20 protein-coding genes are annotated in these 21,080 nt (G+C 66.8%); 13 read left to right on the forward strand and 7 right to left on the reverse strand.

Annotated features, from left to right (window positions below; translation table 11 throughout):
• Positions 1-44: 44 nt before the first annotated feature.
• The 9 genes from AP234_RS08685 (at position 45) to AP234_RS08725 (ending at position 11,399) form a co-directional block, all read left to right on the forward strand.
• The gene (locus AP234_RS08685) at positions 45-2,399 is read left to right on the forward strand and encodes an NADH-quinone oxidoreductase subunit G (RefSeq protein ID WP_431998374.1); all 2,355 of its coding nucleotides are present in this window, start codon (positions 45-47) and stop codon (positions 2,397-2,399) included.
• Positions 2,396-3,754 (forward strand): NADH-quinone oxidoreductase subunit NuoH, encoded by a 1,359-nt coding sequence (gene nuoH, locus AP234_RS08690; RefSeq protein WP_055479061.1) that lies wholly within the window; start codon positions 2,396-2,398, stop codon positions 3,752-3,754. Before AP234_RS08685 ends, nuoH begins: the two co-directional genes overlap by 4 nt.
• Complete coding sequence (nuoI, locus tag AP234_RS08695; protein ID WP_083501916.1) at positions 3,741-4,256, forward strand: NADH-quinone oxidoreductase subunit NuoI; 516 nt, start codon at positions 3,741-3,743, stop codon at positions 4,254-4,256. The genes nuoH and nuoI overlap by 14 nt, the downstream gene beginning before the upstream one ends.
• On the forward strand, positions 4,249-5,109 hold the full coding sequence (locus tag AP234_RS08700) for an NADH-quinone oxidoreductase subunit J (RefSeq protein ID WP_055479062.1): 861 nt from the start codon (positions 4,249-4,251) through the stop codon (positions 5,107-5,109). The genes nuoI and AP234_RS08700 overlap by 8 nt, the downstream gene beginning before the upstream one ends.
• Entirely contained in the window at positions 5,106-5,402 is a 297-nt protein-coding gene (nuoK, locus tag AP234_RS08705) for an NADH-quinone oxidoreductase subunit NuoK (protein WP_055479063.1), read from the forward strand. The genes AP234_RS08700 and nuoK overlap by 4 nt, the downstream gene beginning before the upstream one ends.
• Before the next feature lie 75 nt (positions 5,403-5,477).
• Positions 5,478-7,322, forward strand: a complete 1,845-nt coding sequence (gene nuoL / locus AP234_RS08710; RefSeq protein WP_055479323.1) for an NADH-quinone oxidoreductase subunit L — start codon at positions 5,478-5,480, stop codon at positions 7,320-7,322.
• Positions 7,322-8,848, forward strand: a complete 1,527-nt coding sequence (locus AP234_RS08715) for an NADH-quinone oxidoreductase subunit M (protein ID WP_055479064.1) — start codon at positions 7,322-7,324, stop codon at positions 8,846-8,848. The genes nuoL and AP234_RS08715 overlap by 1 nt, the downstream gene beginning before the upstream one ends.
• Positions 8,845-10,398: an NADH-quinone oxidoreductase subunit NuoN gene (gene nuoN / locus AP234_RS08720; protein ID WP_055479065.1), complete on the forward strand. Its 1,554-nt coding sequence runs from the start codon at positions 8,845-8,847 to the stop codon at positions 10,396-10,398. Before AP234_RS08715 ends, nuoN begins: the two co-directional genes overlap by 4 nt.
• Positions 10,399-10,409: 11 nt before the next feature.
• A complete protein-coding gene (locus AP234_RS08725) occupies positions 10,410-11,399 on the forward strand; it encodes a polyprenyl synthetase family protein (protein WP_055479066.1) in 990 nt (329 codons plus the stop codon).
• A 7-nt stretch (positions 11,400-11,406) separates the two neighbouring features.
• Here AP234_RS08725 and rarD read toward each other — a convergent pair whose 3' ends face one another.
• On the reverse strand, positions 11,407-12,318 hold the full coding sequence (gene rarD, locus AP234_RS08730; protein WP_055479067.1) for an EamA family transporter RarD: 912 nt from the start codon (positions 12,316-12,318) through the stop codon (positions 11,407-11,409).
• 127 nt (positions 12,319-12,445) lie between these two features.
• On the opposite strand from rarD, the gene msrA reads away from it, so the two are divergent.
• A complete protein-coding gene (gene msrA / locus AP234_RS08735) occupies positions 12,446-13,108 on the forward strand; it encodes a peptide-methionine (S)-S-oxide reductase MsrA (RefSeq protein ID WP_055479324.1) in 663 nt (220 codons plus the stop codon).
• 194 nt (positions 13,109-13,302) lie between these two features.
• Here msrA and AP234_RS36005 read toward each other — a convergent pair whose 3' ends face one another.
• The 3 genes from AP234_RS36005 to AP234_RS08745 form a co-directional block, all read right to left on the reverse strand.
• The gene (locus AP234_RS36005; protein ID WP_152990309.1) at positions 13,303-14,460 is read right to left on the reverse strand and encodes a DUF5677 domain-containing protein; all 1,158 of its coding nucleotides are present in this window, start codon (positions 14,458-14,460) and stop codon (positions 13,303-13,305) included.
• Between the two features lie 390 nt (positions 14,461-14,850).
• Positions 14,851-15,081 (reverse strand): hypothetical protein, encoded by a 231-nt coding sequence (locus AP234_RS08740; RefSeq protein WP_055479068.1) that lies wholly within the window; start codon positions 15,079-15,081, stop codon positions 14,851-14,853.
• A 77-nt stretch (positions 15,082-15,158) separates the two neighbouring features.
• Positions 15,159-15,500, reverse strand: coding sequence for a hypothetical protein (locus tag AP234_RS08745; protein WP_055479069.1), 342 nt, complete (start codon positions 15,498-15,500; stop codon positions 15,159-15,161).
• 131 nt (positions 15,501-15,631) lie between these two features.
• On the opposite strand from AP234_RS08745, the gene AP234_RS08750 reads away from it, so the two are divergent.
• A complete protein-coding gene (locus AP234_RS08750) occupies positions 15,632-15,901 on the forward strand; it encodes a GntR family transcriptional regulator (protein WP_055479070.1) in 270 nt (89 codons plus the stop codon).
• Positions 15,902-16,099: 198 nt separating this feature from the next.
• Here AP234_RS08750 and AP234_RS08755 read toward each other — a convergent pair whose 3' ends face one another.
• From AP234_RS08755 to AP234_RS08760, 3 genes are all read right to left on the reverse strand, one after another.
• The gene (locus AP234_RS08755; protein ID WP_235558040.1) at positions 16,100-17,503 is read right to left on the reverse strand and encodes a replication initiator; all 1,404 of its coding nucleotides are present in this window, start codon (positions 17,501-17,503) and stop codon (positions 16,100-16,102) included.
• Positions 17,500-17,658 carry a hypothetical protein gene (locus tag AP234_RS37100; RefSeq protein WP_160330393.1) on the reverse strand — a complete coding sequence of 53 codons (159 nt, stop codon included), beginning with the start codon at positions 17,656-17,658 and terminating at the stop codon, positions 17,500-17,502. Before AP234_RS37100 ends, AP234_RS08755 begins: the two co-directional genes overlap by 4 nt.
• Positions 17,659-18,187: 529 nt before the next feature.
• Complete coding sequence (locus AP234_RS08760) at positions 18,188-19,738, reverse strand: recombinase family protein (protein ID WP_083501917.1); 1,551 nt, start codon at positions 19,736-19,738, stop codon at positions 18,188-18,190.
• Between the two features lie 514 nt (positions 19,739-20,252).
• Here AP234_RS08760 and AP234_RS08765 point away from each other — a divergent pair.
• A complete protein-coding gene (locus AP234_RS08765; RefSeq protein ID WP_055479072.1) occupies positions 20,253-20,675 on the forward strand; it encodes a hypothetical protein in 423 nt (140 codons plus the stop codon).
• Between the two features lie 62 nt (positions 20,676-20,737).
• Entirely contained in the window at positions 20,738-20,932 is a 195-nt protein-coding gene (locus AP234_RS08770; RefSeq protein WP_200926296.1) for a hypothetical protein, read from the forward strand.
• The last annotated feature ends 148 nt before the right edge of the window (positions 20,933-21,080 follow it).

Here is a 21,080-nt window from a genome sequence, read left to right on the forward strand (position 1 = left end):
GCATCCAGACGACCTCGACCGGGCCGGTCGAGCGGCCGGTGGACATGGTGACGCTCACCATCGACGGCTTTCAGGTGTCCGTCCCGAAGGGCACGCTGATCATCCGGGCGGCCGAGCTGCTGGGCATCCAGATCCCCAGGTTCTGCGATCACCCGCTGCTCGACCCGGCGGCCAACTGCCGCCAGTGCCTGGTGGAGATCCCCGACGCGGGCAACGGCCGCGGGTTCCCCAAGCCGCAGCCCTCGTGCGCCATCGAGGTCGCCGAGGGCATGGTGGTGCAGACGCAGTTCACCTCGCAGGTCGCCGAGAAGGCACAGCGCGGGGTCATGGAGTTCCTGCTGATCAACCACCCGCTCGACTGCCCGATGTGCGACAAGGGCGGCGAGTGCCCGCTGCAGAACCAGGCGATGTCCAACGGTCAGGGCGAGAGCCGGTTCGAGGAGCAGAAGCGGACGTTCCCCAAGCCGATCGCGCTCTCCAGCGAGGTGCTGCTCGACCGTGAGCGGTGCATCCAGTGCGCGCGGTGCATCCGGTTCTCCGACCAGATCGCCGGCGACCCGCTGATCGACTTCTTCGAGCGCGGCGCCAAGGAGCAGGTGGGCGTGGCGGACGGCGAGCCGTTCCAGTCCTACTTCTCCGGCAACACCGTGCAGATCTGCCCGGTGGGTGCGCTGACCGGCGCGGCCTACCGGTTCCGCGCCCGGCCGTTCGACCTGGTGTCGACGCCGAGCGCGTGCGAGCACTGCGCCTCGGGCTGCGCGCTGCGCACCGACCACCGGCGCGGCAAGGTCACCCGCCGCCTGGCCGGGGACGACCCGCAGGTCAACGAGGAGTGGAACTGCGACAAGGGCCGCTGGGCCTTCACCTACGCCACCCAGCCCGACCGGCTGAAGTCGCCGCTCGTCCGCGACGAGGAGGGCAGGCTGGTCCCGACCTCCTGGCCGGAGGCGCTGCGCGTCGCGGCCGACGGCCTCGCCCGGGCACGCGGCCGGGCCGGTGTGCTGGTCGGCGGGCGGCTCACCGTCGAGGACGCCTACGCCTACAGCAAGTTCGCCAGGATCGCCCTGGGCAGCAACGACATCGACTTCCGGGCCCGCCCGCACTCGGCTGAGGAGGCGGCCTTCCTCGCCTACGCCATCGCGGGCCGGGGCATCGAGGTCTCCTACGCCGACCTGGAGAACGCCCCGGCGGTGCTCCTGGCCGGCTTCGAGCCCGAGGAGGAGTCGCCCATCGTCTTCCTGCGGCTGCGCAAGGCCGCGCGGAAGAAGGGGCTCAAGGTCTACGCGCTGGCCCCGTACACGACGCCCGGCCTGACCAAGATGAACGGCACGCTGATCCGGACCATCCCCGGCGCGGAGGCCGCGGCGCTCGGCGACCTCATCTCCGGCGAGTCACTGCCCGCCGGGACCATCGTGCTCGCCGGTGAGCGCCTGGCCACCGCACCCGGCGCGCTGACGGCGCTGGTACGGCTCTCGCAGGCCACCGGGGCGCGGATCGCCTGGGTGCCGCGGCGAGCGGGCGAGCGGGGCGCGCTGGAGGCGGGCGCGCTGCCCGGCCTGCTGCCGATCGGCCGCCCGGTCGACGACGAGACAGCGCGCGGCGAGGTCGCCCGCGTCTGGAATGTGGCCGCCCTGCCCGAGACCCCGGGCCGGGACACCGCCGGCATCATCGAGGCGGCGCTGAGCGAGGAGCTCGACGCGCTGGTCGTCGCCGGCGTCGACCCCTACGACCTGCCCGATCCGGACAGGGCCCTGGCGGCGCTGGAGAACATGCCGTTCATCGTCAGCCTGGAGATCCGGGCGAGCGCGGTCACCGACCGCGCCGACGTGGTGCTGCCGGTCGCCGCCGTGGCCGAGAAGTCGGGCACGTTCGTCGACTGGGAGGGCAGGGGCCGCCAGTTCGAGGTGGCCACCGCCGTCCCCGGCCTGATGAGCGACCTGCGGGTCGTCGCGTCGATCGCCGACTACATGGACGTGCACCTCGGCCTGCCGGACGCCGCGGCCGCCCGCCGTGAGATGGCCGAGCTGCGGGCCTGGCGGGGCACCCGGCCGGCCGCCCCGGCGGTGACCGGCCGCCCGGTCCGTGAGCCGCGCGCCGGCGAGGCCGTACTGGCCACCTGGCACCTGCTGCTGGACGACGGTCGGCTCCAGGACGGCGAGCCTTACCTGGCCGGCACGGCCCGCCCGGCGGCGGCGCTGCTGTCGGAGGCAACCGCGGCCGAGATCGGCGCGGTGGACGGCGGAAAGATCACCATCGGCGACGGCGTGGTCCTGCCGGTGCGGATCGCCGACCTGCCGGACCGCGTGGTCTGGGTGCCGTCGAACTCCGCCGGCCTGTCCGTCACCCGCGACCTGAGTGCCGTGGGCGGAGACGTCGTAACGATCGGGAGCGTGTCGTGAACAACGTACCCACGCTGAACGACTTCGGCCACGATCCCCTGTGGATCACCATCATCAAGGCCGTCGCGATCTTCGTGTTCCTGATGCTGGGCGTGCTGTTCGGCGTGTGGACCGAGCGCAAGCTCATCGGGCGCATGCAGCACCGCTACGGCCCCAACCGAGCGGGCAAGTTCGGCCTGCTCCAGTCGGTGGCCGACGGTCTGAAGATGGGGCTGAAGGAAGACATCATGCCCCGCACGGTGGACAAGGTCATCTACTTCCTGGCTCCGGTGATCATCGCCGTGCCGGCGTTCCTGGCCTTCTCCGTCGTGCCGTTCGGGCCGATGGTCTGGATGTTCGGCCACAAGACGCCGCTGCAGCTCACCGACCTTCCGGTCGCGGTGCTGCTGGTGCTGGCCACCGCCTCGATCGGCGTCTACGGCATCGTGCTCGCCGGCTGGGGCTCGCGTTCGCCGTACGCCGTGCTGGGCGGTCTGCGTTCCGCGGCCCAGGTCGTGTCGTACGAGGTCGCGATGGGCCTGTCCTTCGTGGCGGTCTTCCTCCACGCGGGCTCGCTGTCCACCTCGGAGATCGTGGCTTCCCAGGCACACGGCGGCACATGGGACGTCTTCGGGCTGAGCATTCCGACGCCCTCGTGGTACGTCTTCTCGCTGGCCCCGTCGTTCGCGATCTACGCGATCACGATGCTGGGCGAGACGAACCGCGTGCCGTTCGACCTCCCGGAGGGCGAGGGCGAGCTGGTCGGCGGGTTCCACACCGAGTACGCCTCGTCGCTGAAGTTCGCGATGTTCATGCTCGCCGAGTACGTGAACATCTTCACCGTGTCCGCGATGGCGATCACGCTGTTCTTCGGCGGTTGGCGGGCGCCCTGGCCGATCTCACTGTGGGACGGGGCGAACACCGGCTGGTGGCCCATGCTGTGGTTCTTCATCAAGCTGGTCCTCGTGTTCGCGTGCTTCGTCTGGGTGCGCGCCTCGCTGCCTCGCGTACGGTACGACCAGCTGATGGCCTTCGGATGGAAGGTGCTGATCCCGTTCAACCTGGGCTGGATCATGATCGCCGCCACCTTCAAGGCCATGCGGATGCCGGAGACCACCCGCGGCGCGGTTCTGGCCATCGGAGCGGTGATTTTGGTCGGCGCCTTCGCGATCTGGCTGCGCTTCGATACGGTCAACCAGCGGCGCAGAGAGGCCAAGGCCGCCGAGATGGAGGCGGAGTTCGAGCAGCTGCGCGAGGAACCGACGGCGGGCGGGTTCCCGGTGCCGCCGCTCGACCTCCCGCACTACCACGGAGTCGTGCCGCGACAAGCGCGCCTTCACGCTGACGCCAAGGAGGTGACCAGTGGGAGCAACTGATTGGCTGAACCCGATCAAGGGATTCGGCGTCACCTTCCACCACATGTTCAAGAAGCCGGTGACCGTGCAGTACCCGGAGGAGAAGCGGCCCACAGCGCCGCGCTTCCACGGGCGGCACCAGTTGAACCGGTGGCCGGACGGGCTGGAGAAGTGCATCGGCTGTGAGCTGTGCGCATGGGCCTGCCCCGCTGACGCGATCTACGTCGAGGGCGGGGACAACACCGACTCCGAGCGGTACTCGCCCGGTGAGCGGTACGGGCGCGTCTACCAGATCAACTATCTGCGGTGCATCCTGTGCGGCCTGTGCATCGAGGCGTGTCCCACCCGGGCGCTGACGATGACCAACGAGTTCGAACTGGCCGACTCCAGCCGCGAATCGCTGATCTTCACCAAGGAGATGCTCCTCGCGCCGCTGGGACCAGGTATGGAGCAGCCGCCCCACCCGATGCGTCTCGGCGAGACCGAAGAGGACTACTACCGGTTGGGTCGTAGCAATGGGTGAGTCCATCACGTTCTGGGTGCTCGCGGTCGTCTCGGTGACCGCCGCACTCGGACTCGTTTTCAGCCGGAGGGCCGTCTACTCGGCCCTCATGCTCGGCGTCGTCATGATCTCGCTGGCGGTGCTGTACGCGGTCCAGGACGCTCCGTTCCTGGCCGTCGTGCAGATCATCGTCTACACCGGCGCGGTCATGATGCTGTTCCTGTTCGTGCTCATGCTCGTGGGCGTCGACTCCTCGGACTCCCTGGTGGAGACGATCAAGGGCCAGCGGTTCTGGGCGATCGTCGCCGGGATCGGCTTCGCCGTACTGCTGGGGCTCGGCATCGGCAACGTGCTGCTGACGGCGCCCAAGGGGCTGGCCGGGGTCACCGCGGCCGGCAACGTGCCGTCCCTGGCCGAGCAGATCTTCACGCGGCACGTGTTCGCCTTCGAGGTGACCTCGGCGCTGCTGATCACCGCCGCGCTCGGCGCGATGGTGCTGGCCCACCGGGAGCGCACCGAGAGCAAGCCGACGCAGAAGCAGCTGTCGCGGGCCAGGTTCCTCGCCTTCGGCAAGACGGGCAAGAACCCGGCGCCGCTGCCCGGACCCGGCACCTACGCCCGGCACAACTCGATCGACATGCCGGCGCTGCTGCCCGACGGCGCCGTCTCGCCGCTGTCGGTCAACCGGATCATCGCCCGGCACGAGGCCATCGAGGGCACCATCGACCCCGAGATCGCGCGGATCCTCCAGGAGGAGGCGCTCGCCGAGCAGCAGGCGGCCGACACGAGGCCGACCAAGCCGCTCGATGACGAGCTCGGGGACACCGAGCCGCTGGCCGACACCGAACCGCTGGTGGAGGAGGACGCCAAGTGACGACGCACTACCTCGTGCTCTCCGCGCTGCTGTTCGCCATCGGCGGTGTCGGCGTGCTCGTACGGCGCAACGCCATCGTGGTGTTCATGTGCGTGGAGCTCATGCTCAACGCCTGCAACCTGGCGTTCGTCACCTTCGCCCGGCAGAACGGCAGCCTCGACGGGCAGGTCATCGCGTTCTTCGTGATGATCGTGGCCGCGGCCGAGGTCGTCATCGGCCTGGCCATCATCGTGACGATCTTCCGAACCCGCAGGTCCGCGTCGGTCGATGACGCGAGCCTGCTGAAGCACTAAGAGGTAGCCGTGGAACCCGCTGAGATCGCATCGATCGCCCAGCACTCCGGGGGGGCGATCGGCGTCGCCTGGCTGATGATCGCCCTGCCCCTGGTGGGAGCGGCCGTCCTCCTGCTGGGCGGACGCAGGACCGACAAGTTCGGCCACCTGCTGGGCGTCCTCATGGCCGTCGCGTCCTTCGTGGTCGGCGCGCTGGTCTTCGTCCAGTTGCTGGGCTTCGCGCCGGGCGAGCGCCGCCGCGGGGTCACGCTGTTCGAGTTCATCCCCGGCCTCGTCGACAACGTGGGCCTGCTGGTCGACCCGTTGTCGATCTCGTTCTGCCTGCTGATCACCGGTGTCGGCTCACTGATCCACATCTACTCGATCGGCTACATGGCGCACGACCCGGCCAGGCGGCGCTTCTTCGCCTATCTGAACCTGTTCGTGGCGGCGATGCTGCTGCTGGTGCTGGCCGACAACTACCTGATCCTGTTCGTCGGCTGGGAGGGCGTGGGCCTGGCGTCGTACCTGCTGATCGGGTTCTGGCAGCACAAGCCCTCGGCGGCCACCGCGGCCAAGAAGGCCTTCATCGTCAACCGGGTCGGTGACGTCGGCCTGCTGATCGCGATGTTCACGATCTTCGCGACGTTCCACTCGCTGACCTTCAGCGGGGTGCTCGACCGGACCGGCGACGCCTCGCAGGGCACGCTGACCGCGATCGGCCTGCTCCTGCTGGTCGGCGCGTGCGGCAAGTCGGCCCAGCTTCCGCTGCAGGCGTGGCTTCTGGACGCGATGGAGGGCCCGACCCCGGTCTCGGCCCTCATCCACGCCGCGACCATGGTCACCGCCGGCGTCTACCTGATCGTCAGGTCCGGTCCGATCTTCGAGGGCACCGGGACCGCCCAGCTCGTCGTGACGATCGTCGGTGTGGCCACCCTGCTCGCCGGTGCGATCATCGGTACCGCCAAGGACGACATCAAGAAGGCCCTCGCCGGGTCGACGATGTCGCAGATCGGCTACATGGTGCTCGCGGCGGGCGTCGGCCCGGCCGGTTACGCCTTCGCGATCGCGCATCTGATCACGCACGGCTTCTTCAAGGCCAACCTGTTCCTCGGCGCCGGATCGGTCATGCACGCCATGAACGACGAGGTCGACATGCGCAAGTACGGCGGCCTGCGCACGGTCATGCCGATCACGTTCGCGACCTTCCTCATCGGCTACCTGGCGATCATCGGGTTCCCGCTGCTGTCCGGTTACTTCACCAAGGACGGCATCATCGAGACCGCGATGGAGCACAGCGCGGTCCTCGGCTGGCTGGCCGTGCTCGGCGCCGGCATCACCGGCTTCTACATGTCCCGCCTGGTGTTCATGACCTTCTTCGGCAAGAAGAGGTGGGACGCAAAGGCGCACCCGCACGAGTCGCCCGCCGTGATGACCTGGCCGCTGATCCTGCTGTCGATCGGCTCGATCGGCCTGGGCGCGTTCCTGATCCTGGGCAACCGGTTCATGATCTTCCTGTCGCCCGCGGTCGGGGCGCCGGCTCACTCGCCCGCCTTCAACCCGTTCAGCGTCCCCGGGCTCGCCACGCTCGCGCTGGTCGCGGTCGGCGCGGTGTTCGCCTGGATGCGGTACGGCGCGGCCGAGGTCCCTGCGACCGCACCGCGCGGCTCGTTCCTCACCACGTTCGCCCGCCGTGACCTGTACGGCGACGCGCTGAACGAAGCGCTGTTCATGCGGCCCGGCCAGTGGCTGACGCGGCTGGCGGTGTTCTTCGACAATCGCGGGGTGGACGGCCTGGTCAACGGGCTCGCCGCGTTCATCGGCGGCACGTCGGGCCGGGTGCGCAGGATCCAGACCGGATTCGTCCGCTCGTACGCGCTGTCGATATTCGTCGGCGCCGCCGTCCTGGTCGGTGCCTGGTTCGTCGTAGGGAACCTGTGATGCCCTGGCTTTCAACCCTGATGGGCGTGTCCGTACTGGGCGCGCTGGGTGTGACCCTGATCCGGAACGACAAGCTCGCCAAGCAGTTCACCCTGCTGGTCTCGCTTATCGTCCTGGCGCTGACCGTCACCATGGCGGTGCAGTTCAGCCCAAACGGCGACCAATGGCAGTTCCAGGAGAACCACAGCTGGATCCCGGCGTTCGGGATCAACTACAGCCTGGCCGTCGACGGCATCGCGCTCGTGCTGATCCTGCTGTCGGTGATCCTGGTGCCGATCGTGGTGCTGGCCTCCTGGCATGACGCCGAGAAGGGCAAGCGCTCGGTCCGGACGTACTTCTCGCTGATCCTCGTGCTCGAAGCCATGATGATCGGCGTCTTCGCCGCGACCGACGTCTTCCTCTTCTACGTCCTCTTCGAGGCCATGCTGATCCCGATGTACTTCATGATCGGGTCGTACGGCGGGGCGCAGCGGTCGTACGCCGCGGTCAAGTTCCTGCTGTACTCGCTGTTCGGCGGACTGCTGATGCTGGTCGCGGTGATCGCGCTCTACTCGATCGCCGGCAAGAACACGTTCATGCTCTCCGATCTGATCGGCACCGTGCAGGACGTGAACACGCAGAAGTGGCTGTTCCTCGGCTTCTTCATCGCGTTCGCGATCAAGGCTCCGCTGTGGCCGTTCCACACCTGGCTGCCCGACGCCGCCGCCCAGGCACCGGCGGGTGCCGCCGTACTGCTGGTCGGCGTGCTCGACAAGGTCGGCACCTTCGGCATGCTGCGCTTCTGCCTGCAGCTGTTCCCCGAGGCCTCGGCGTACTTCACACCGCTGGTGATCGTGCTGGCGGTGATCGGTGTGATCTACGGCGCGATCGTGGCCATCGGGCAGACCGACATGATGCGGCTCATCGCCTACACCTCGGTCTCGCACTTCGGCGTGATCACCCTGGGCGTGTTCGCGATGACCAAGGGCAACCCCGGGGCGCAGGACGCCGGCGCCGGCGCCACGCTCTACATGGTCAACCACGGCTTCTCGACGGGCGCGCTGTTCCTGATCGTCGGTTTCCTCATCTACCGTCGTGGCTCGCAGTTCATCGCGGACTACGGCGGTGTGCAGAAGGTCGCCCCGATCCTCGCGGGGACGTTCCTGGTGGCGGGTCTTTCCAGCCTCTCGCTGCCGGGTCTCAGCACGTTCGTGAGCGAGTTCATGGTGCTGTCCGGCGCGTTCCGACTGCACGTCCCGGCCGCCGCGATCGCCACGATCGGCGTCATCCTGGCCGCCATCTACATCCTGTGGATGTACCAGCGGACGATGAACGGGCCGACGGCGGAGTCCGTCAAGACCCTGCCCGATCTCAACGCGCGGGAGAAGTGGGTCGTTGCGCCGCTGGTGGCCCTGCTGCTCGTCTTCGGCTTCTACCCCAAGCCGCTGCTCGACGTCATCAATCCCGCGGTGAAGGACACGCTGTCCAGCGTCTCGGTCACCGCTGACCAGGCCGCTGCCGCAACCGGTGTCAAGGAGGGCAAGTGAACGGCACCATTCCAGCGCCGACAATCGAGTACGGCATGCTGGCGCCGCTGCTCGTCGTCTTCGGCGCGGCGATCGTCGGCGTGCTGGTCGAGGCGTTCGCCCCGCGCTACCTGCGTTCCGCGATCCACCTGCCGATCACGCTGCTGTCGCTGCTGATCTCGTTCGGGCTGATCGTCTGGCAGTGGATCGAGGGTGTGCCGACCAAGGCGGCCGCGATGGGCGCGATCGCGGTCGACGGCCCCGCGATGTTCATCTGGGGCACCATCCTGGTGCTGGCGTTCGTCAGCGTGCTGCTCATCAATGACGAGGGGCACTTCGTCGGCTCGGCCGCGGCCGTACCCGGCTCGGCCGAGGAGGAGCAGGCGCTGTACGAGGGGGCGGCCCACACCGAGGTCTACCCGCTCGTGCTGTTCGCCGTCGGCGGCATGATGCTGTTCCCGGCCGCCAACGACCTGCTCATCGCGTTCGTGGCCCTCGAGGTCATGTCGCTGCCGCTGTACCTGCTGTGCGGTCTGGCGCGCCGTCGCCGCCTGCTCTCGCAGGAGGCCGCGATGAAGTACTTCCTGCTCGGCGCGTTCTCCTCCGCCTTCTTCCTGTACGGCACCGCCATGATCTATGGCTACGCCAACTCGCTCGACCTGGCGAAGATCGGCGCCACCCTGGGCACGGTCGGTGGCCAGGACATGCTGCTCTACCTCGGCGGCGCGATGATCAGCGTCGGTCTGCTGTTCAAGATCGGTGGGGCGCCGTTCCAGGCCTGGAAGCCGGACGTCTACCAGGGTGCGCCCACCCCGATCACCGCGCTCATGGCGTCGGGCACGCTGATCGCCGCGTTCGGCGCGCTGGTGCGGGTCTTCTGGGTCGCCCTCGGCGGCCTGGACTGGGACTGGCGGCCGGTCTTCTACGGTGTGGCGGTTCTCACGATGCTGGTCGGCGCGATCCTCGCGATCACGCAGACCGACATCAAGCGGATGCTGGCCTACTCGTCGATCGCGCACGGCGGCTTCCTGCTCATCGGCGTGATCGCCACCGGCAGCGCGCAGGCCCAGAACACCTCGGCCCTGTCGGGGATCCTGTTCTACCTGGTGGCGTACGGCTTCACCACGGTCGGCGCGTTCGCCGTGGTCACCATGGTGCGCGACGCGGGTGGCGAGGCCTGGCACCTGTCCCGGTGGGCCGGGTTGGGCAAGCGCTCGCCGCTGCTGGCCGGCGTGTTCGCCTTCTTCCTGCTCGCCTTCGCCGGGATTCCGCTGACCAGCGGCTTCTTCGGGAAGTACGCGATCTTCCAGGCGGCGGTCACCGGAGGCGCGCTGTCGCTGGTCATCGTCGGCGCGGTGGCCTCGGCCGTGGCCGCGTTCTTCTACGTCCGCGTGATCGTGCTGATGTTCTTCAGCGATCCGGCGGCCGACGGCCCCTCCGTGGTGCTGCCTTCACGCGGCACGGCGGCTGTGGTCGGTCTCGCGGCATTGGCTACCGTAGTGCTCGGGGTCTTCCCGCAGCCGGTGCTGGACCTGGCGCACTCCGCTGCTCAGTCGTTGTTCGTCCGTTAGGAGCTTTCCGTATGGCCGCGCCGCCCGTTGTGGACATCCCCGTAGTAGATGAGCGGCTGGCCGAGGACCTGGCGGACGGTCTGGCAGCGGTTGAGAAACTGCTCCGGTCGTCCGTCGAGAGCGAGGACGCCTTCATCACAGAGGCGTCCAGGCATTTGATCGAGGCGGGCGGCAAGCGGTTTCGGGCGATGCTCGTCCTGCTCGCCGCCCAGTTCGGCAACCCTGGGGCCCCGGGCATCGTGCCCGGGGCCGTCGTCATCGAGCTGACCCATCTGGCGACGCTCTATCACGACGACGTGATGGACGAGGCCCGCGTGCGACGCGGTTCGCCGTCCGCCAACGCCCGGTGGGACAACACCGTGGCGATCCTCACCGGCGACTATCTCTTCGCCCAGGCCTCCGAGATCCTCGCCGACCTCGGCAGCGAGATGATCCGGGTCCAGGCACGCACGTTCTCCCGCCTCGTGAGGGGGCAGATCCGGGAGACGGTCGGGCCGGCCGAGGGCATCGACGACATCACCCACTACATCCGGGTGCTCGCCGACAAGACCGGCTCGCTCATCGCCACCTCCGGCCGTTTCGGCGCCATGCTCTCGGGCGCGCCGGCCGAGGTGGCCGACCGCGTCACCGAGGCGTGCGAGGCCATCGGCGTCGCCTGGCAACTCGGCGACGACCTGATCGACGTGGCCTCGTCGGACTCGGGCAAGACGCCGGGCACCGATCTGCGCGAGGGCGTACGCACGCTGCCGGTGCTCCACGCGCTCGCGTCGACCGACCCGGCGGACGCGCGGCTGCGTGAGCTGCTGTCCGGTCCCGTGGCCGAGGAGGACCTGGTGGAGGCACTGGGCCTGCTGCGCGCCCATGTGGCGATGACCCGGGCCCGCGAGGAGCTGATCCGCTGGTCGGACCGGGCGAAGACCGCGCTGTCCACCCTGCCCGACATCCCCGCCAGGACGGCGCTGATCGCCCTGTGCGACTACGTGGTCGAGCGCACCGGCTGACCCTCGCTCAGACCGTCTCCAACGCGGGAGCCGTACGGTCGGCGCGCCTGGAGGCCCGTGCGGCGCGGAGGCTGTCCCAGGTGAAGACGCACAGCGCGAGCCACACGACGGCGAAGCCGACCCATCTGCTCGGCGGCATGACCTCGCGGGCCACCAGCACGCCGCACAGGAACTGCAAGGTCGGGGTGATGTACTGCAGGAGCCCGATCGTCGAGAGCGGGACCCGGATGGCCGCGCCGTTGAAGCACATCAGCGGAATGGCCGTGACGATGCCGGTGGTGGCCATCAGCAGCGCGTGTCCCGCGCCCTGGTGGCCGAACGCACCCGTGCCGTTGCCCTCGATGACGATCAGATAGGTGAGCGTCGGCACCAGGAGCACCAGCGTCTCGATCGTGAGGCTCTCCGCGCTGCCGACCTGGGCGGCCTTCTTGAGCAGGCCGTACGCGCCGAAGCTGGTCGCGAGGACCAGCGCGATCCACGGCAGGCGGCCGTAGTCCAGCGTGAGGACGAGGACGGCCAATCCGCCCAGCCCCACGGCGGCCCACTGCAGCGTGCGCAGCCGCTCACGGAAGACGATGACGCCGAAGAGCACGCTGACCAGGGGATTGATGAAGTAGCCCAGTGCGCTTTCGAGGACGTGGCCGGAGTTGACCGCGTAGATGTAGGTGCCCCAGTTGAGCGAGATCGTGATGGCCGCGACGGTGAGGAAGACGAACTGTCGGCGGGTCAGCGAACGGAACCAGGACCAGTGGCGGCGGACGGCCAGGATCGCGACGACGACGGCGAGGGTCCACACCACCCGGTGGGAGAGGATCTCTACGGCGCCCGCAGGCTTGAGCAGCGGCCAGTAAAGGGGGAAGAGTCCCCACATGGAGTAGGCGGCGATGCCGTAGAGGACACCCCGGCGGCTTTCAGGCATGAATCCTATCTTCGCTCCTTACCGGGATTAGCGACAAATAAGTATTACTTGGGTCCGGGTTTAGGGTTGCTAAGGGAAGGAACAAGGTCGTGCCGGGTGTGGTTGGGAGCGGTGGGAGGTTATGACGATGGGCTGGCTCTTCGGCAGGGACAAGACGACGATGGTGGACCCCGCGGACGCGCTGCCGGGCCGTAGCGAGGTCATGCCGGTGGCGGTCCGGCACCAGATCCTGGACGCGCCGCTCGCTCCGCCGTACCCGGACGGGACAGAGATCGCGGAGTTCGGTCTGGGGTGCTTCTGGGGCGCAGAACGGAAGTTCTGGCAGACGGCGGGCGTCGTCTCGACGGCCGTCGGGTACGCGGGCGGATACACCCCCAACCCGACGTACGAAGAGGTGTGCACCGGGATGACCGGACACGCCGAGGTCATCCGGGTGGTCTTCGACCCGGCGACGGTGTCGTACGAGGAACTCCTCAAGGTGTTCTGGGAGGCCCACGACCCCACGCAGGGCATGCGGCAGGGCAACGACGTCGGGACACAGTATCGGTCGGCCGTCTACACGCACGGGCCGCGACAGGAGAAGTCCGCACTCGCCTCGAAGGAGGCATATCAGGAGGTGCTGACCAAGGCCGGGTACGGACAGATCACCACCGAGATCGCCCCCGCCCGTGAGTTCTACTTCGCCGAGGATTACCACCAGCAGTACCTTTTCCGCAATAAAAACGGCTACTGCGGTCTCAGCAGCACGGGAGTGGCGTGCCCGATCGGCCTCACGTCCGGCGAGGCCTGACCTGCGGTAACTGACTGATCCTGGCCCTTGGTCGCCCGGCTAACCCGGAGCCGATCGAGGGCCAGAGCCGTTTCCGGCGAGAACCTTCACTACAAGGTCAAGGCGACCCGCCTGCGGCGGCTCGCAGCGCGCCGGGCGGCCAGCGGGCCGGGCATGCGGCTCTCCGGCCGGTCCCGGCCCGCGCCGCCCCGCGCCTACCCGTCACCTTCCGAATCCTCATTCTCTGGTCTACCGGAGTAGCTCACCCCGAACTTATCTCCCTGATTGTGAAAAATCTTTGCTGCTGCATCCATGTCCGGAAATAAAGACGCCGCCATCAGCGCGCAGTCCCACTCCTTCGTGTCGATCGTCACGCGCTGCAGCACCTCTACGCTGCCCATCTGTAGGAAAAAGATAACAGCTGACCCGATGTACGACGTCGCCGCCAGGTTGATGCTGGCGCGGTTGTTGTACAGGTATGTACTATTCTCATTAAGTGCGCTAATTATTGCTGCGGCGCCGGCATGGACGGCCGCGTTGCAGGTCACGTAGATGTGTCGAAAGCGGTCCCCGTCCACAGCCTCCTCGATGTCTTTAAACGTAATTCGCTTGGCCTGAGGATTGCGTGTCCCGGGAGCGGCCCAGTTGTTCTCGCTCCTAAAAAATTCATCTCCCCATCTCTTCCGTGCTTCGAGAAGGACTTGGTCGGCGACCTCATCGTTAAGGCCGTTTTCTCCACTTTCTTTTAAGTGCTCCACTAGCGAGGAAACGCAGTAGCGCTCAGCGAGTTCGTAGCCCCCGGGTGTGGGTTCCTGGTGGCACAGGAAGAAAGCTTTCACCACAAGCTCGTATAGTGTCCGCATTCGTGACAGGGATCCGTCGGTGAAGCCATTCTTTAAGAGAAGAGCTATCTCGCTCGATATGACTACCATCCGAGCATGCATGCCTATGAGGAGTAGGAATTTTGCTGGGTAGCCTCCAACGGATTCCTCAACATCAAGGAGCTTATGTGAGACCTCCTCGTCAGATGCCTGACGTAGCCAGAGCTTAAAGGCGAAGTTCATTGCCCTGTTGGCCAGCTCGGCTGACGCTATAGCTTTCTCTAGTGCCTCGAATGCGAAGGCGTATCGCTTAAGTAGGTTGCGTTCTACCTTGTGAGCGTACTTCTTGCGGTCAGTCCGAATGGAGTCGGTCTCTTTGTTGGCTAGAGTGTGCCATTCGGGTAGCGTGGTTGGGGCATTTTGTAATATCTCGGTGTGGGAATTTACTAGTTCTTCTTCCGCCTCCTCTCGGCTAGAGATCTCGCCTCGCATGATTTTCCCATTCACATGCTTGGTCATCATGAAAAGTAAGTGCGACTCTTCTGGATCCACAGCTGCCTCCTGTCGAGGAGATCAATGATCCCATGCCTGTCGCGATTGCTCCAGAGAATTACCTTGCAGGTCCGGAGAGGTCGGCACCGTTGGTTGAGGCTGCGAGCGGCTCTCCCCTCCCCGCTTCCTTTTACCAAGGCTGCGTATCACAACTCCCCGCCCCCGCTGCTCGATTGTTCGTGGCCCTTGGTCGGTGTCAATGTCGTCTGTGCGGGTTGCGCGTGGGGTTGCGGTGTACGTCGTTGGTGGACGGACACGAGAAGACGGCATTGACACCTCGGTCGGGCCACTGATGTCGGCAGCTATCGGGGGTGGGGGAGGAGTGGCGCGGGTCGTAGACACGGGCGCGGCCCCGCCCGAGTGAGCGAGGCCGCGCAACCGTTGGACCGTCTACCGCATCTCACCGCACAGCAGGGCAAGCCACACTCTGCGCGCCTCCTCGATCGACCAGCGGTGTGTCTCCTCGACCTTTGGTGTCGGTTCGGCCTGGATCGTCTTGCGGATGAACGCCCGTCCACCGGCCTGGAGTAGTTCGTAGACGACTGCCCGGCAGTCGCATGTCCAGGCGAGAGCCCGCACCCGTGTGACGCCCTCGAACGGCTCGTGCCAAACGAGTTTCACGTGATCTTTTCGAGGGTGTGCCCAGTGAGGGCTCAGGCACTCGTTAGGGTCCGCGATGAGGTCCGCCATCGTCTGCCTCACCGTGCTCCGCCGTTGGCCCAACCGGCGATCCAGGACACGGCGGACTGGGGCTGACGCACCTCCGACAGCGGAACGATGGTCCCGGACGCGGGCAGCTTGATCAAGAAGCGATGCGGCTTGCCCTCCTGATCGATGCTGACCGTCGCGACTTGGCCGTCGAGGCCGTAAACGTCCAGTTCCGAGCCCGCGTTCTCGTGGACCGGGAACCCTTCCATCCGCAAGGTGATGCGGCGGATCAGTCGGGTACGGACGCTCTTGGATCGGAGCAGATCGGCGAGGGCGGCGAGGATGCCCGCCTGCTGGTTGACGGTCCGGTTGCTGATCGTGATCTGGCGCATGTCTCTCCCATCTGTCTCGCTGACGGGTTGAGCGTACGCCAACCTACCCAGTCCTTCCTAGTCTTTCTTATAGGTACCTCTAGGTACCTCTGGTAACGACATGGAACGCTTTCGTTCCTACTCTTGAGGCCGTGATCGAGTTCCGGCCTGACCAGCTCAAATGGGAAGCCGTCCTCGAAGAGGTACGGCGGCGTATCAGGACGGGCGAGTACCAGGTGGGGCACCCCATCCCTGGTGAACCCCGCATGGCCGAGGAATTCGGCATCGCCAAGGGCACCGCGCGGCGGGTCATCAACGAACTCCTCAAGGCAGGAGACGTCTACACCGTTCTCGGCAAGGGAACCTTCGTCGCCGACCCCGAAACCGGTGGTCCGCCCCGGAGAGACACCGAAGACGAGTGAAGGCCCCCGAACACATCGGGGGCCTTCCGCCTTCAATCGGTTGTCAGCGAGACGATGGAAGGCGCTCCAAGCGTAGATGCCAACGAGTCGAGGGCAATAGCTCTCTGTCGTGGTGCCGCCGGCCCAACCGCTTCGCGGCCCTTCGGGTGCCTACGGCATTGCGCCGGCCGCACCACTCCCGCACGTACTCTCAGGCGGTCAGGCGGGCTCTTGCCGCTCCCCCTCCCGGGCGATCTGGCGCGCGGTGGCGATGCCTTGCCGGATCACCTCTGCCCACAGATGCTCGCCGTGCCGGTAGCCGCTCCCGGCATAGCGCCACTCGCCGACCGTGACCGTCTCCCGCTCGTCAGAATCGGGCAGGCCCCGCCGTTCCCGCGCCCGCTCGGCCTGATGGTCGGCCCGCACCTGCCGCAACGCGCCGAGGGTGGTGGAGTAGCGGCGGCTCTTGGTCGAGAAGTGCCCCCGGTAGCCGAGCATGTGCGCCCACCGCCTCAACGGCACCAGCCGATAGGCCGGATCGTCGCCGAGCGCGAAGCAGGTGTAGATCATGCGCCGGGCATGCTCGGTCACGTCGAGGTGCGCCACGTCGGCGACCTCCCGGATCGGCCGGTCCACGGTCCCGGCTGACTCGGCCCCCTTCGTCGCGTACTTCGCGATGTAGGCCGCTACCCGCTGATCCGCGAGTCCTTCCAGCGAGGTCGCGACGTAGATGGGGTCGATGCCGAGTTGCGTGCCCCACCGGCCGACGAAGGACGGGTCATCGTCCGGCATGGGAACCGAGACCCCGGCCGCGGTTTCCCGAATGGCCGCCTGGAGCACGGGCACGGTCGCCCAGTCCGGCGGACGATCGGACGGCCCGTCCGGCCCGTCGAGGCGGATCACGGCATGGAAGTGGACTAAGCCCCGCGTCTGGTACTCGGCCACCTTGGCGTACGACAGCCGCAGTCGCCGCCGCAGCTCAGCCCGTGTTACGCCGAGGTGCCGAGCGAAGGTTGCGGGCAGAGCTTGGGCGAAGCGTCGCCACAGCTCGCCAGCGTGCGCGTTCCACAGCACGGCCCCGGCGTAGTCGTAGCAGTCCACGCAGATCGGCTGCCCCACCTGGGGATCATCGTCACTGTGCCGGACCCCGCAGCCTTCCCGCCTGCCGTGATCGCATACCGGGTTGTTTCGCCGAGGACGGCACGGCAGCACGTTGTCACCCTTCATCCGGCGCGCGTGGACGGCCCCGAATGAGGGAGCCGTGAACGTGGCGAACACGCGCGGATGAGCGCTCACGTCCTCGGGGACGCCCTTCCCGCCGCGCAGACCGGACAGGATCAGGTGATACGTGTCGTCCCGGTAAACCTCCGAGCAGGCCGGGCACCGCGACGAGCGCCGGTTGCCGCACGCGGTCAGCAGGTACCCGGTCGGCTCGTCGGCCGTCCGGTAGACGTCCAGCACCTCCAACCCAGAATCGAAGGTGATCCGGTGTCCTTGCAGCCGGATCGGTTGAGCACAGCCGCCCGTGGCGCGCACCATCTCCTGCCACCGGGCAAAGTCCGGCATGGCGGCGCGTTGGGCGGCGGCGAGGACATCGGGGGAGAGGGGAGGCAGTTCGCTCACGCGGCATCTCTCCCGCTCTCCTCATCGGCGGACTCGGCAAGGGCGGATTCGTCGGCCAGCTCGGCACCGAGGATGGCGGCCACCCGGTGCCACTTGTCGGCAGACCAGCGGGGGGACTCGGCGGCTTTGCGTCTGCCCCACTCCCGGGCAGACATGGGGGTCGGCGTGGTCAGATGCGCTCCTTTCCTCGTGGGTGGAGCCACCGCCGCGCATCCGGAAGCGGACGCCGCGCACCGTGAGCCAGCAGCCGGACGGCCGAACACAGGCACGTCAGCGAGAGAACTTGGGAGTGTGCGACCAGAAAATGAAAGGGCGTGACGCCTGCCGCTGGGCCGGGTCCCTCCAGCGGGTACGGCGTTGATTGTTTAGTTTGCCGCCCGGATTCTCATGCATGCCGGAAAATGGGTCGCGTAGCTTCTCGCCTATGTCAATTCCGTCAGGGTGACGGTGACTTCTTGCAGTTCTGTTCTACCCCAGAAGGACGCGTATGCGTACCTGTCAGTTCCTTGGTGGCAATCCGCGCCATGTCCTTATCTGCGTCCTATGGCGTCCGCTGGCGTCCAGTGGCGTCCGTAGACATCCGGTGGGTTGAGTTTGCCGGTAAGAAGGTTGTCGCCCGGAGGTAAGGCGAGAGGGAGCACCGCTGTACGCGAGACGTCCGGGACGTCTTGGACGTCCTTGTGCTCAGTCCTCGCGCCAGACCAGTTCGAGGAGGTTGGGGTCGAAACGCCTGCGCCCCTTGCCGCTGGGGTAGATGATCACCGCGTGTAGCGCCTCCCGAATGTAGGACCGCTTCACAGATAGTGGCAAGCCGCCCTCGTTCTCCGGCAGGAACCACCGCCGCCGGATCTCGGCCACATCGGTAGCCGATCGGGCTTGGCGTCGTTGAGCCGTTGCAGCAAAGCTCTGGGCATCGGTGCGGAGGCGGGCAATCCGCTTCTCCAGTTCGGGAGCCGCCGAGAAGAACAGCTCATTGCTGATATTCCCTGCCGTCCACCGTGTGCGCAGCTCTTCCAACCGGGCCTTCGCGTCCTCGTATTCTTGCTGACCCGGCCATTCTGTGGGCTCAGCGGATGGTGCCAGGTGTGCCTCTTCGAGCTTCGCGAGGACCGCTTCCGAGACGTACAGGTCCACCATGTCCCCGCGTCGGCCAAGGCTTCCGCAGCCCCCTACCGTCTTGGCGGGACAGATATAGATGTGCTGTACGCAGTCCTTCTGGTGTGTGACTCGGAGAGAGAAATTGCACAGAGTGCCGTCGGGTTGGGTTCTGCCGCACCGGAGAATTCCGGTAAGCAGGTGGCGGGGCTCCTTGAAGTCTCGCGCGAGGATCGGACCGATTCGGCCGTCCCGGTAGACGAAGTGACCCTTGCGGCCGTCGAAGATGGACTTGACCGCCATCCACTGTTCCGGCGTCACGATCGGCTGCCACTGCCCGACCACCGGGTTGCCCTCGGAGTCCCGTACGAGCTCGCCTTTGATCTCGCGCCAGCCGCAGACCCGAGGGTTGGTGACCGTGACCTTGAGAGAGCTGGGGGTCCATACGTTGCCCAGGGAGGTCTTCACCCCCTCCCGCTGCCACTCGTTCGTGATCGAATGGAGCGAGCGGCCGGCGACAAGGTCGAGGATCGCCTGACGTACGAGAGGTGCCTCTTTCGGGTCGAGGGTCAGTCGATCGGGCAGCCAGCCGAAGGGACGCGTTCCGCCAACGGGTAGCCCCTGCTCGGCCCGAGCTCGGTGAGAGCGGCGCATGCGGCGTTGCATCTTCCGCACCTCCATCTTGGAGATGACCGCGCCGAACAGACCCATGCTCTCGGTGTCTTCGCTGTAGAGGTCCTTCTGGCCTCTCGCATCGGCGAAGACGCGGCCGTCCTGATAGGTGATCGCTTCCACGAAGCGCTCGTAGTCGCCCGGACGTCGAGCGAGGCGATCTTCCGCCACGATGACGACGCCTCGCACCTCCGTGCCGTCCGGAAGCTCGCCCGCTCGGAGCACCTTCAGCATGGCCTCGAAGTCGTCGCGGACGACGTCAGCCTTCGCAGCGGACTTGTCGTTGTCCGTGAACTCGTGGACGACGGTCCAGCCGTACCGGGCAGCGGTCTCCCGGTTGAGCTTGTGCTGGTCCTGGACTCCGTGTTCGTCCCGCCTGATGTCGGCGGAGATGCGAGCGTAGGAGACGACGGGGATGGGGGATGGCTCAGGCAAGGCGACCTCCGCAAGAATTATTGCTTGAAGCAAAGGTCTACCACCAGCAATACCTTTTTAAAGTGCCAAATGGGTATTGCGGCCTCAGCAGCACCGGCGTCACCTGCCCGGTGGGCATCGCGCCCGTTGGCGAATGAACAAGGCGGTCTTCGACGAGGTCTCGGTATTGTGGGCAGAGCACCTGGGGCTGCCCTTCCCTGATGACCTGCGCGGGGTCGAGATCTACGGTCAGCCGGTCGCATACCTCGAGTACTGTTTGGCAGGCCCTCTGACCAGCTATGTAGGAAGTCAGCGGGGAGTGCTGGAAGCGGATCAACTCCGTATCGTGAGGGCGTGCGCCCGTGATCTGCGGGCGCTTCTGCCACGCCTGCGCGGAGAGGAGAGGCGTACCTTTGTTGCGCGCCTGATCCGAATCGCCGACCTGGTCCTCACGCCTCCTCGGCTGCCTGGGCGACGCTGATATGGCATTCTTGGCCACCGCTCGCTTTCCAGTTGGGCAGGGCATGCCGCAGAGGCGGCCCGAGATGCCTCTCATGAAACGCGGACGGTGGCCGAGGAAATCAAGCGTCAGGTCACCGAGGTGCAGCAGGCGATCGCGCGGATAGAAGGGGCGGTGAGGAGGGTCGAGGAGACTCTCCGTGACCGCCAGGTCCCCGCACGAGAAGTGACCGCGGAGGAAGAGGTGGGGCGGCTGCTCCTCGCCTACGTAGAGCAGGGCCACAAGAAGGGCAACTGGAACAACATCTGGATCAGCAAGATCTACGAGCGGCGACCGGATGTGGTGAAGAAGCACCTCCAAGGCGCCGCCTTCCTGGCGCAGAAGATCCTCTCCTTGGAGTCGTCGGAGAGTGACCACATCGGCAGAGATGCCCGCGCGATCTTTGAGAGGATGGCCGAGCGAGCAGACGATGACGAACTGCCAGAGAACGTCACTCCTCTTGATGCCCACCAGCGGGCGCGAGGAATGTAGCCCCACGCTGCCGGGGCGTCGCCAGTCCCGAAGCCGTCCAGCTCGGCCAGATCATCGAACGCTTGGGCGTCCTGACCGATCACTTGCGGGTCGATCGACCCCCTCCCACGGACCCGGTGCCGGATTGGCTCGCGGACCGCTTGATCTACACCGTCGGTATGTTTCGCGAGGACGTCGCCGCCCTCGACTTGCGGCAGGCGGTCGATCTTTGGGCTGACTTCCGGTCCAACCCACGCTGGCCGCGAATTATTGCCTGAAGTGACGCCCTTGGCCGCCTGGGCTGCTCCGGTGTCGGCCGGGGTGCCTCGGTGCGTTCGCTGGTCTCGAGGTGTGGGCCTGGGTGGCGCGGCCATCTCGCGACGCGACGTACGAGGCGGGCGACGTTCGACCGCTATCAGAATGTGT

Source organism: Sphaerimonospora mesophila, assembly GCF_001417795.1.
In the GTDB taxonomy this organism is placed as follows: domain Bacteria; phylum Actinomycetota; class Actinomycetes; order Streptosporangiales; family Streptosporangiaceae; genus Sphaerimonospora; species Sphaerimonospora mesophila.

Coding starts and splice junctions, on each gene's coding strand:
- AP234_RS08685 (WP_431998374.1), top strand. CDS start 45: ATGGTGACGCTCACCATCGACGGCTTTCAGGTGTCCGTCCCGAAGGGC.
- AP234_RS08700 (WP_055479062.1), top strand. CDS start 4,249: ATGGGTGAGTCCATCACGTTCTGGGTGCTCGCGGTCGTCTCGGTGACC.
- nuoL (WP_055479323.1), top strand. CDS start 5,478: ATGATCGCCCTGCCCCTGGTGGGAGCGGCCGTCCTCCTGCTGGGCGGA.
- AP234_RS08715 (WP_055479064.1), top strand. CDS start 7,322: ATGCCCTGGCTTTCAACCCTGATGGGCGTGTCCGTACTGGGCGCGCTG.
- AP234_RS08725 (WP_055479066.1), top strand. CDS start 10,410: ATGGCCGCGCCGCCCGTTGTGGACATCCCCGTAGTAGATGAGCGGCTG.
- rarD (WP_055479067.1), bottom strand. CDS start 12,318: ATGCCTGAAAGCCGCCGGGGTGTCCTCTACGGCATCGCCGCCTACTCC.
- msrA (WP_055479324.1), top strand. CDS start 12,446: ATGGGCTGGCTCTTCGGCAGGGACAAGACGACGATGGTGGACCCCGCG.
- AP234_RS08745 (WP_055479069.1), bottom strand. CDS start 15,500: ATGCGCCAGATCACGATCAGCAACCGGACCGTCAACCAGCAGGCGGGC.
- AP234_RS37100 (WP_160330393.1), bottom strand. CDS start 17,658: ATGTCTGCCCGGGAGTGGGGCAGACGCAAAGCCGCCGAGTCCCCCCGC.